Here is an 11,701-nt window from a genome sequence, read left to right as displayed (position 1 = left end):
AAATTCTCAGCAGATCCAATCCATAATTCCTGACAGGCAGCATATCCGGAAGCCAACTGATAAGCAATCCGTTACAGACTGGAGACGGGGAAGCATTCCCCTGTCCACGGGGAGCGGAGCAGTCCTTTGTGGAACTGGAATGCAAACGGACGTACCGGCTTTAGGGAAGAGGGTTCGCTAACGTTCCCTTTCAAATTGAGATGCCGGAGAGGCTTGCGCCGAATCCCGTCCGGGCACGCAGTTCCGAAGGTTTTCCCTTTCCATGCAAACGGCTTCCGATAGGCAAGGGGGAGTCATCGCAAGTTTTTCTCCCTTGAAAACACCGCTTGACCACGGATTGCTTATCCGCATCCTTTTCCGGCGTTTTTCCGTCAGGGCAACACGGAGACAAAAAAATCCGTTTCCAGCCACGCAAGCCGGAAACGGATTCCAAAGATCAACTGCGGGAACCGTTATTTTTTCGGCGTCACCAGGGAATGCCCGGACATTTCGGCAGGCTGTTTCAGCCCCATCAGGTTCAGCAGGGTGGGAGCCACATCCGCCAGAATGCCGTTGGAGAGGCTGACCTGGTCCTTGTCGTCCGCCACGTAAATGAGGTCCACAAGATTGGTGGTATGGGCCGTGTTCGGGGAGCCGTCCTCATTGCGCATGTGTTCGGCATTGCCATGGTCCGCGGTGATGAGCAGCTTGCCGCCCAGGGCCAGCACCTTCTTCACGCACTTTTCCAGGGCGCTGTCCACCGCTTCGCAGGCGGCGACTCCGGCTTCCACAAATCCGGTATGGCCCACCATGTCCCCGTTGGCAAAATTCATGATCACCACGTCGTACTTGTCCACGGCGTCCACAAACTTGTCCGCCACTTCCTCCGCGCTCATCTGGGGCTTGAGGTCATAAGTGGCCACTTCACGGGGGGAGGGAACCAGAATGCGGTCCTCGCCGGGGAACTGCGTTTCCACGCCTCCGTTAAAGAAGAAAGTGACGTGGGCGTATTTTTCCGTTTCCGCAATGCGGAGCTGGGTCTTCCCGGCTTCCGACACAATCTGTCCGAAAATGTTGTCCAGCTGCTCCTGTTCAAAAACGATGGGGGAGGGATACTTGGCATCGTACTCCGTCAGCGTCACATAATGAACCCTGGGCGTCACTTCACGGTCAAAGCCGTCAAACCCGGGATACAGGAAGGCATCGCTCATCTGGCGGGCGCGGTCCGCACGGAAGTTGAAGAAAAACACCACGTCATTGTCGCGCACGCGCTGTTCGTTGCCGTAGGCAAAAATGCCGGGCTTCAGGAATTCATCCGTCTCGCCCTTGGCGTAGCACTGTTCCACATATTCGGAGGGGGAACAGGTGCACTGTTCGCCGCGGCCCAGCACGATGGCGTCCCATGCCAGCTTGTTGCGGTCCCAGCGCTTGTCGCGGTCCATCGCATAGAAGCGGCCGATAACCGTGGCGATTTTCGCGCCGTAAGGCTTGATGGCTTCTTCCAGTTGGCGCATGAATCCGGCCCCGCTGGTGGGGGAACAGTCACGGCCGTCCGTGATGGCATGGATGCAGATGTCGCGCACGCCCGCTTCATAGGCGTATTTGACGATGCCTACCAAATGGTTGATATGGCTGTGCACGCCGCCGTCGCTCACCAGGCCGAGCAGGTGCAGGCGGGAGCCGGCGGCCTGGGAAAAAGCGGTCTTCAGCACGGAATTTTCACCCATGGAGCCGTCCTTGATGGCGTTGTCCACCCGGCAAAGATCCTGGAAAACCACGCGGCCAGCGCCCAGGTTCAGGTGCCCCACTTCGGAGTTGCCCATCTGCCCGTCCGGAAGGCCCACGTCCTCCCCGGAAGCGCCCAGCAGGCTGTGGGGATAGTTGGCCAGGAGGTAATCAGTAAAGGGGGTATCAGCCAGAACAGTGGCGTCACCGTACTCTTTCGCGACATCAGGCCCCAACGGATTGCGGCCCCAGCCGTCGCGAATGACAAGAACGACAGGCTTTTTAGAAGACATGGGCCTTATTTACAGGCATCCCCTCCTTTTGAAAAGCCTGAAATCAGGCATTCCTTCTCCGACTCTGAAATAGCCTGCGGTTTCCCCCCCTTCCCCACGCGGACAACTACATACCTTCCACTCATGACCGGATGCTCCGAATGGAACACCGCAAACTTCCATTCCAGCGAACTGGTTCCCACCGCTCCCAGGCTCAATTCAATGCTCAACCAGTCGCCCAGACCGGCGGAACTGGCGTAATCCACCTCCACATGCACGCGGGGCCAGCCGCAATCGGGGGAAAGAACCTCCAGCCCCTGGGAACGCAGGTACTCGTGCTCCACCTCCTCTACCAGGCACAGCAGCCGGGTGAAATGAGCCACGCCGGAGGCGTCCGTATCGTGAAAGGCTACCTGGCGCGTTCTGACAAAGGGGATGCAGGGAAGTTCTTCAGGCATGCCTTCATCCTGCCTCCTTTCCCGGAAGCATGTCCAGCCGCAAATGCGTGACAATATGTCACATCAGCTTGATTTGTGACATCCCTCTCTTTATATATAGGGGCGAGCCCGGACGGAAACGCCGCCATGAAGAAAGACACCATCGATAAGCTGATCGGCCGCATTGACCATATCAAGGAAGAGGACCTCCAGCGTTTCTTTGTAAAGCTGGCAGAACAGCAGGGTTTTTTCCAGCAGGTGTTTGAAGCCATCCAGGAAGGCCTGATCCTGCTGGACAGCAAGGGAAAAATCCTGTTTGTCAACCAGGCCGCCCTCAAGCTCCTTGACAAGGAACGCGGCCAGATCACGCCGGAAGACTTCTGCATCTTCCTGGGCAGGGACTGCACCTGGGACACCATCCAGCAGAGCCGGACCGCCGTTTCCCGGGACGTGGAGATTTTTTATCCGGAGCACAAATTCCTGAACATTTTCATCTCCCCCATCGGCGGCAGGAACCAGGGCCATCTGATCCTGATACGGGATGAAACGCCCCGGCAGAAGAAAAACGCGGAGAACATCGAGGCGGAACGCCTGAACGCCCTCACGCTGCTGGCCGCGGGGGTGGCCCATGAAATAGGCAACCCCCTCAACTCCATTGGCCTTCATCTCCAGCTCCTGGCCCGGAAGGCAAAACAACTGCCCGCGGAGTACCGGCCGGACATGGAAGAACTGCTGAAAACGGCAGAGAGCGAAACCACGCGGCTGGACGTCATTCTGAAACAATTCCTCCAGGCCATCCGCCCCACCAAGCCCATCCGGGAACCCCACAACATTGAAACCATCATCATGGAGGTCCTGAAACTGCTGGAGCCGGAAATCCGCCAGCGCGGCATCCAGATCAACACGGACCTCCAGCCCAGCCTCCCCATCCTCAGCCTGGACCCCGTCCAGATCAAGCAGGTCTTCTACAACCTGATCAAAAACGCCTACCAGTCCATCCCGCCGGAGGGAGGCACCATTCTGGTTAAAAGCGGTTATACGGATGACAGCGTGTTCGTCACCGTGGCGGATACCGGCTGCGGCATTTCCCCGGAAGTCATGGGCAGCATTTATGAACCTTTCCTGACCACCAAATCCACCGGCTCCGGCCTGGGCCTGCTCATCGTGCGCCGCATCGTGAAGGAACACGGCGGCTCCATCACCCTGGCCAGCCAGCCGGGGCAGGGAACCACCATCACGGTCTTCCTGCCGCGCGTGGAACGCACCATCAGGCTCCTGCCCTCCTCCATCCCGTCATGAAGATGCCCGTTCTGCTGATCGTAGATGATGAAAAACCCACGCGCGACGCCCTGCGCATGGGCTTTCAGGACGATTACGAAGTGTACACCGCCGCCAATCTTTCCCAGGCCGTCACCCTCCTGCGGGAGGAATCCCCGGACCTGGTCCTGACGGACCTGCGGCTGGGCGGGGAAAGCGGCATGGACGTGCTGAAAGCCGCGGCTTCTCTGCCCCATCCCCCCCAGAGCATCATGATGACCGCCTACGGATCCGTGGACGCCGCCGTGGAAGCCATGAAACAGGGCGCGTACGACTTCGTCACAAAGCCCCTGAACCTGGATGCCGTGGAGCTGGTGCTCAAAAGGGCGCTCCATACCCGGAACCTGGAGACGGCCAACCAGGAGCTCACCACCCGCATCCAGGCGGACTCCGGCCTGCAAAAACTGCTCGGACGGTCCGCCGCCATGGAACACGTGTTCTCCATCATCCGCCAGGTGGCGCCCAGCAAGACGACGGTGCTGATTGAAGGGGAAAGCGGAACCGGGAAGGAACTGGTGGCCCAGGCCATCCATTCCCTTTCCGGCAGGCCGGAGAATAAATTCGTGGCCGTCAACTGCGCGGCCCTTTCCCCCCAGTTATTGGAAAGCGAGCTGTTCGGCCATGAAAAAGGCTCCTTCACCGGAGCCGGGCAGCGCCGCATCGGCCGCTTTGAACAGGCGGACGGCGGCACCATCTTCCTGGATGAAATCGGGGAAATAGATGCCGGAACGCAGGTCCGCCTGCTGAGGGTGCTGTCCGAACGGACCATTGAACGCGTAGGCTCCAACACGCCCATCCCGGTGAATGTGCGCATTATTGCCGCCACCAACAAATCACTGAAGAAACTCGTCCAGGAGGGCAAATTCCGGGAAGACCTCTATTTCCGCCTCAACGTGGTCCACATCCAGATGCCCCCCCTCCGGGACCGGCGGGAGGACGTGCCCCTGCTCGCCACCGCCTTCCTGAAAGAATTCGCCAGGGAAAACAACAAGGAATTCAAACCCCTTTCCCGGGACGCCCTTGACGCCGTACGGAACTACTCCTGGCCCGGAAACGTGCGGGAGCTGCGCACAGCCATGGAGCACGGCGTCGTCATGAGCAACTCCGCCAGCATAGAACTCTCCCATCTCCCACCCCGGCTGCACGCGCCGCAGCAGCCGGCCGCCCCGGGGAGCATGGCGCAGGAACAATTGGAGGACAATGCCCCCAGCACACAGAATGGGCTTGTCCCGGCAGGGGTTTTGAATTTATCCTTGCTGGAGCGGAATGCCATCCAACAAGCGCTGGCCCGGTCAAACGGCAACAGAACGGCGGCAGCCCACCTTCTGGGCATCAGCCGCCGCACCCTTCAACGCAAATTACAAGATATTCAACCTTCATGAATGCGCCCACCACGGCATCCCGCACACCGTTTATTATCATCCTCATCCTGCTGCTGGCGATTACGGGTGTGCAGTACTTTTTCAATTTTAACGGCCTGAACGCCAGCGCCGCCATGGACCAGGCCCAGATCGCCCGGAACGTGGCCAGGGGACAGGGGATGGCCACCAACTGGCTGAGACCCATCCAGATGGTCTCCGGGAGCACCCGCGCCGGCCTCAACCCCTTTCTTTCCGACGCCCAGATCCGTGAACAGGAAACCATTCTGGCGGGACAGGGGGAATCCCTCGTCAATCCGGAAAAATTCAACCCCTACGCCCTCCGGGACACACGCAACGCCCCTCTGAACATCCTGGTGGAAGCCGCCGTCTTCAAGGTGGCCGGCGTCCACAAGTTTGACCTGTGGAGCATGACGGGCAGCTCCATGATCTACCTGCCGGACCGCATCGTGGCGGGCATTTCCTGCATGTTCTTCATCCTGGCTGTCCTGAGCTGCTATTACATCCTCCACCAAATGTTTGACGTCACCATCGCCAGCTTCACCTGCCTGACGATGATTCTCAGCAACCTCTTCCTGCAATACGCCACCAGCGGCCTCCCGCAGATGATGATGCTCTTCTTCTTTGCCTGGGGCATCCATTTCCTGTCCACGGCCCTGCAAAACAGGGAGGAGAAGCGTAAATTCCTGATGCCGCTCATTTACAGCTCCATCTGTTTTTCATGCGTCTGCCTCACCGGCTGGATCGGCCTGTGGCCCATGGCCGGCTTTCTGATTTTCGTGGGCATCCGCTTCAAGCCTCACGGCCTGTACTGCATTCCGGGACTTGTGATCCTGTTCCTCCTCCTGGCCTACCCCGTTTACATCAACCGCTCCCTCAGCGGAGGCTTCTTCGGAACGGCCTATTACACCATCTTCACGGGGCTGACCGGCAATGAAGAAATCGCGATGAACTCCCTGGCCGCCGGGGACATTCCCATCGCCGCCCAGAAAGCCGTCACCTCCATCGTCAACAACATCCTGACGCAGGGCGACCTCCTTTATGAAAACCTCGGGAACCTTCCCCTGGCCATGGTGTTCCTGCTGGCCCTCCTGCACAAATTCAGAAGGCCGGAAGTCAACCAGGCCAAATGGGGCGTCTTCGCCATGTGGGTGCCCGCCGTCATCGGCATGGCCCTTTACACCTCCAACAAATCCGGTATTTCCCTGGGACAGATTCAAATCCTCTTCGCCCCCTTCTTCACGGCCTACGGCACGGCCTTCGTCCTCAACCTGATCGCACGGCACTCCAACAAGGAGGTAGTCCCCGTCCTGCGGGGCGGCGTCCTGCTGCTCGCCCTGCTCATCACTTCCCTCCCCCTTCTGCTCAGCCTTCCCCAGATGGTGCGGGTGGGCATCCTGACGGCCAGCCGCGGCATTCCTGCATGGCCCCCTTATTTCCCCCCGGGCCTCAACCGGGACCTTCGCGCCCAGACGTCGGAAAAGGATTTCATCCTCACGGACCAGCCGTCCGCCGTCGGCTGGTATGCAGACAGGAAAGCCATCGGCCTCCCCAAAATGGTGGAGCAATTCATGGTGCTGGAACGCATTCTGAAATTCCACGGCGGGAAGGTGGGCAGCATCCTGGTGACTCCCTCATCCACGCTCAATGCGGACCTCCGCACCATTGCCGCCTCCTACGGGGAATTCACCCCCCTCGTTCTGGAAGGCACCGTCCTGCTTCAGACGAAGGACAGGAATCCCGTATACCTCTTTGACCACAGCCGTGCGCTCTACCCCTTGTCGCAACGCTTTGGGACGCCGGACTCCCGCCAATTCATCCAGGGAGCGGACATGATTCTTTACAAAGACCTTCAGGAAACCGCTTCCACCCCTCAACCTTAATTCCCCATATGGCCAAACAACGGAAAAACGCTCCCGGATTTGAAGAATCCGTAGCCCGCCTGGAAGAAATCATACGCTTGACGGAAGCCCCCGTCACCGAACTGGAAGACATGATAGCCCTGGTGGAAGAAGGCAACAAGCTCATCCGCCACTGCCGCGGCATCCTTCATGATGCGGAACTGCGCATCCAAACCCTCAGCAACCCGGAGACCGTCCAGGATGGAACGGATCCCGATGAACCAGACAGCAATGAATTCTCCCTCACCTGAACTTCCGGAGCTACTGGCAAGCATCCGCAGCCATGCAGACCTGATGAAAATCCCTGAGTCGGAACTGCCCCGGCTCGCGGAAGAAATCCGGAACACCCTCATCCACTCCCTTTCCCTCACCGGCGGCCATCTGGGCCCCAACCTGGGCGTGGTGGAACTGAGCATTGCCCTTCACCGCGTCTTTGAAACACCGCGGGACAAAATCATCTTTGACGTTTCCCACCAGGCCTACGTCCATAAAATGCTCACGGGGCGCGCCCCGCTGATTCACACCATCCGCCAGCATGAAGGGCTCTCCGGCTTTGCCAAAATGTCGGAATCCCCCCATGACGCCTACGGTGCAGGCCACGCGGGCACGGCGCTTTCCGCCGCCCTGGGCATGTGCGCGGCCAGGGATCTGAAAGGGGAGGACTACCATGTAGTGGCCGTGGCCGGGGATGCGGCATTCACCTGCGGCACCACCCTGGAGGCGCTGAACAACATCAGCCAGACCACCAAGCGCTACATCACCATTCTGAACGACAATGAATGGGCCATTGATAAAAACGTGGGCGCGCTGGCAAAATACTTCAACTCCCTGCAAACCTCGGAAACCTTCTCCTGGCTGAGGGACAAGACGGCCTCCTTCATTGAAAAGCTGGGGGGCACGCAGGCCAGGGACTTCGCCTTCAAGCTGGAAGGCACCACCAAGAACCTCATCTTCCCCTCCCTGCTCTTCAATAAATTCGGCCTGCGCTACTTCGGCCCCCTGGACGGGCACGACATCCCCACCCTCATCCGCACCCTTTCCTACATCAAGGACCTCAACGAACCCGTTATCCTGCACGTGGTCACCCAGAAGGGAAAAGGCTACCAGCCCGCACTGGACAACCCCACCAAATTCCACGGCCTGGGCTCCTACTGCGTGCGGGACGGCGAAACGCAGGCAACCGCCACCCCCACCTTCTCCCACATCTTCGGTTCCACGCTGGTGGAAATGGCGCACGAAGACGAATCCGTCACGGCCATCACGGCCGCCATGGCCAGCGGCACCAAGCTGGACCTGTTCAAGGAAGCCTTCCCCAAGCGCTACTTTGACGTAGGCATTGCGGAAGAACACGGAGCCCTCTTTGCGTGTGGGCTGGCGGCGGAAGGCATGAAGCCCTACATCGCCATTTACTCCACCTTCATGCAGCGCTGCATTGACATGATCCAGCATGACGCCGCGCTCCAAAAGCTGCCCGTGCGCTTCTGCATGGACCGCGCCGGGCTCTCCCCGGACGACGGCCCCACGCATCACGGCCTGTTTGACATCGCCATGATCCGCAGCATCCCGAACATCGTCTTCATGCAACCCAAGGATGAAGCGGAATTCGTCCACATGCTCCGGACCATGAACCATTACCAGAACGGCCCCACCGTCATCCGCTATCCCCGGGGCTGCGGCGCCGGGGTCCCCCTCCCCTCCACGCCGGAAATCCTCCCCATCGGCAAGGCGGAAGTGCTCCAGACGGGGAAGGACGTGACCCTCGTTTCCCTGGGCACCATGATCGGCATCGCCCGGGAGACGGCAGTGCTGCTGGAAGCGCAGGGCCACACGGTCACCCTCATCAACGCCCGCTTCATCAAGCCTTTGGATGACGAATGCATCCGCCGGCATGCGGCCTCCAGCCGGGTGGTCTGCACCTTTGAAGACCATTCCATCAGCGGCGGCTTCAACTCCGCCGTGCTTGAATCCCTGGAAGCCGGAGGCGTCACCACGCCCGTGGAAGCCATCGCATGGCCGGACCAGTTCATCGAACACGGTTCGGAACCCATCCTCAGAAAAAAATATGGACTCACGGCGGAAGCCGCGCTACAAAAAATCATTCCCCACCTGAATTCCTGACCCATCCATGAAAGCATGCACCTTCCTACTGGCAGCCCTGACGCTTGCCCTTCTCCCCGCCTCCGCGCAGCAAACACCGCCGGAACCTCCGTCCCCGGCGTGGATTCAGGAATTCAACAGCCTGCCGGAAGCAACCAGAAAAAGCTACATTGACCAATTCCGCAAGGCGGAACAGCTCTTTGCGCAGAAGAGAACCATGGAATGCCTCTTCTCCCTGACGGAGCTGGAAAAGCTTTATGCAGGAAACCCGGGCTTATACAATCTCCGCGGCGCATGCTACATTGAAATCCGCAACATTGAAAAGGCCCTGGAAAACTTTGAAAAGGCCCAGAAGCTGGATCCCTCCAACCTCACCATTCAGTTCAACCTGGCGGAAGCGCACTACGTCAATCATGACTATGCCAGGGCGCTGAAAGCCTTCACGGAGCTTCTGCCTCCCTTCAAGGACAATCCCGGCATGACTCCCCTGCTGCAATTCAAGCGCTATATCTGCGCCCGCAAGCTGGACAACCGGCCCCTGGCCAAGGAACTGGAAAACCTGTACGGCCCGATGGACGACACGCCGTACTACTACTGCACCCAGGCCATCATCAAATTCATGGGAGGAGACAAGGACGCCGCCCAGGAACAGCTCCTTTCCGCCATCCGCATCCACGGAGGCACCAGCGCCATCCAGGCCTTTACGGACGCCATGACGGAAGCCGGCATCCTGCCCTCCCCCTACGGGCAGACCGTCCCAACGGAACAACCGGCTAAAACAGGGCTGGAAAAACGCCGCTGATGAATGCGGAAGCGACGGTCCTGAAGCTCTATCCCCTCGGAGAGAACGGCCTGATTGTCGTCTGGTGCACGGAGGAAGGCATCATCAGAACGGCGGCCAAAAGCGCCAGAAAGCCCAACAGCCCCTTTGCCGGGAGCCTGGACCTCTTCTACCAGTGCCGCATGCAGTGGACGCAGGCAAAAACGGGAGACCTGCACTCCCTGACTTCCGCGGACCTGCTCTCCCCCCGCCTGCCCCTCCGGAAAAGCTACCTCCGGCTCAGCGCGGCAGGCTACTTCGCTCGTCTGTTTCTCCAAATGCTGGAGCCGGACACGCCCATCCCGGAATTCTACGACCTCCTGCAACGGGCATACGCCTATCTGGAAAACAACGACCCCACCCTCCGCGCCGTCCTGCACTTTGAACAGGAACTCGCGCGGCTGCACGGCATCGCGCATCCCGGCATTCCGGCGCACGTCATTCTGAAATCCCACTTCGGCAAGCTTCCCCCGCAGCGGGAAAAACTGCTCGGCAGCCTGGAACAAAAAGAAAACTGAACAACATGCCGCATCCTTTTTCACCAGCCGCACGGACTTCCATCCTCCCATCCAACTCCTCCTTCCCTCCGGGGAAGGATACGGATTGTTCCGTGCGCGTGATTGACTTGTCCGCGGCCTTCGGGCAAAATCTCCGGCACGGTTTTACTGCATGAAGATCTTTGACAGATACATTGCCCGCCAGCTGCTGGGTGTTACGGCCCTGGGGGTGATGGCCCTGAGCGCCCTGCTGCTCCTGGGCAACCTGTTCAAGGAACTGCGCCCCCTTCTGGTGGAAAACAAGGCGCCCATCAGCATCGTTCTGGAATTCATCTTCCAGGTAATACCCTTCTCGCTGATGTTCTCCATTCCATGGGGATTCCTGACGGCCGTGCTGCTGGTATACGGACGCCTGGCCTCGGACAACGAACTCACCTCCATGCGCATGTCCGGCATGAGCCTGTGGCGTCTGAGCGCCCCCGCCATCGCCATCGGCATCGCCCTCTCCGGCCTCTGCTACTGGATCAACATAGACATCGCGCCCCGCGCCAAGCAATCCATTTCCGAACTGCTCATCAAGGCCGCCTCCATCAACCCGAAGGGGCTTCTCAATGAAGGACAGGCCATCACCAAATTCGATAATCTGGAAATCTACATTGACAAGCGCGTGGACGACGTCATCCACGGCATGCACATCTATCAGAAGGCGGACGACAAATCCCCCGCCGTGGCCATGCACTCGGAACGCGTGACCATGGACTTCTCTCCCGAGAAAAAAACCCTTTACCTGCACCTCATCAATCCGCTCATCACCACGCAGGAAAAGGACTCCATCTCCCAAAGCGTGACCATGGATGAAATGCCCCTGAGCATCAACCTGGACAAATCCCGCTCCCGGCGCATCAAGGCCAACCGCTTCACCAACCGGGAAATCAGGGAAGCCCTGAACACGCCCGGCTATCTGGATAAAAAACAGACCACGGAATTCGCCACGGAACTGCCCAGGCGCGCCTCCTTCTCCCTGGCCTGCATCGTCTTTGCCCTCATTGGCGTGCCCCTGGCCATCAACACCCGCAGAAAAGACACCTCCACGGGATTTGCCCTGGGCATCCTGATCGCCTCCCTCTACTTTGTGGCCCTGATCTTTGCGGACCTGTCCCGGAAAAGCGACACGATGCTCCCCTACATCCTGCTATGGCTTCCCAACGTCATCACGATCGCCGTGGCGCTGTACCTTCACAATCAGGCCAGGCACAAGGGATAAGCCCCCGGCGGAA

The 11,701-nt window shown here is 59.3% G+C and carries 10 protein-coding genes; 8 read left to right on the top strand and 2 right to left on the bottom strand.

From position 1 onward, the window contains the following. Positions 1-452 precede the first annotated feature (452 nt). Positions 453-1,997: a 2,3-bisphosphoglycerate-independent phosphoglycerate mutase gene (gene gpmI / locus HJW02_RS08565; RefSeq protein WP_102721863.1), complete on the bottom strand. Its 1,545-nt coding sequence runs from the start codon at positions 1,995-1,997 to the stop codon at positions 453-455. Between the two features lie 5 nt (positions 1,998-2,002). Beyond that, entirely contained in the window at positions 2,003-2,434 is a 432-nt protein-coding gene (locus HJW02_RS08560; RefSeq protein WP_102721864.1) for a thioesterase family protein, read from the bottom strand. Between the two features lie 126 nt (positions 2,435-2,560). On the opposite strand from HJW02_RS08560, the gene HJW02_RS08555 reads away from it, so the two are divergent. The 8 genes from HJW02_RS08555 (at position 2,561) to HJW02_RS08520 (ending at position 11,688) form a co-directional block, all read left to right on the top strand. After that, positions 2,561-3,712: an ATP-binding protein gene (locus HJW02_RS08555; protein WP_102721865.1), complete on the top strand. Its 1,152-nt coding sequence runs from the start codon at positions 2,561-2,563 to the stop codon at positions 3,710-3,712. Further along, positions 3,709-5,112, top strand: coding sequence for a sigma-54 dependent transcriptional regulator (locus HJW02_RS08550; RefSeq protein ID WP_102721866.1), 1,404 nt, complete (start codon positions 3,709-3,711; stop codon positions 5,110-5,112). The genes HJW02_RS08555 and HJW02_RS08550 overlap by 4 nt, the downstream gene beginning before the upstream one ends. Then, positions 5,109-6,992 carry a hypothetical protein gene (locus HJW02_RS08545; protein WP_102721867.1) on the top strand — a complete coding sequence of 628 codons (1,884 nt, stop codon included), beginning with the start codon at positions 5,109-5,111 and terminating at the stop codon, positions 6,990-6,992. The genes HJW02_RS08550 and HJW02_RS08545 overlap by 4 nt, the downstream gene beginning before the upstream one ends. 8 nt (positions 6,993-7,000) lie before the next feature. After that, entirely contained in the window at positions 7,001-7,261 is a 261-nt protein-coding gene (xseB, locus tag HJW02_RS08540; protein WP_022397776.1) for an exodeoxyribonuclease VII small subunit, read from the top strand. Further along, positions 7,242-9,128 (top strand): 1-deoxy-D-xylulose-5-phosphate synthase, encoded by a 1,887-nt coding sequence (gene dxs / locus HJW02_RS08535; RefSeq protein WP_102721868.1) that lies wholly within the window; start codon positions 7,242-7,244, stop codon positions 9,126-9,128. The genes xseB and dxs overlap by 20 nt, the downstream gene beginning before the upstream one ends. 7 nt (positions 9,129-9,135) lie before the next feature. Beyond that, positions 9,136-9,909: a tetratricopeptide repeat protein gene (locus tag HJW02_RS08530; RefSeq protein ID WP_022397774.1), complete on the top strand. Its 774-nt coding sequence runs from the start codon at positions 9,136-9,138 to the stop codon at positions 9,907-9,909. Next, positions 9,909-10,445, top strand: a complete 537-nt coding sequence (locus HJW02_RS08525) for a recombination protein O N-terminal domain-containing protein (RefSeq protein ID WP_102721869.1) — start codon at positions 9,909-9,911, stop codon at positions 10,443-10,445. Before HJW02_RS08530 ends, HJW02_RS08525 begins: the two co-directional genes overlap by 1 nt. A 151-nt stretch (positions 10,446-10,596) precedes the next feature. After that, positions 10,597-11,688 carry an LptF/LptG family permease gene (locus HJW02_RS08520; RefSeq protein ID WP_022397772.1) on the top strand — a complete coding sequence of 364 codons (1,092 nt, stop codon included), beginning with the start codon at positions 10,597-10,599 and terminating at the stop codon, positions 11,686-11,688. The last annotated feature ends 13 nt before the right edge of the window (positions 11,689-11,701 follow it).

Source organism: Akkermansia sp. GGCC_0220 (assembly GCF_017566105.1).
Lineage (GTDB): Bacteria > Verrucomicrobiota > Verrucomicrobiia > Verrucomicrobiales > Akkermansiaceae > Akkermansia > Akkermansia massiliensis.
This window is presented reverse-complemented; position numbering and strand designations above follow the sequence as displayed.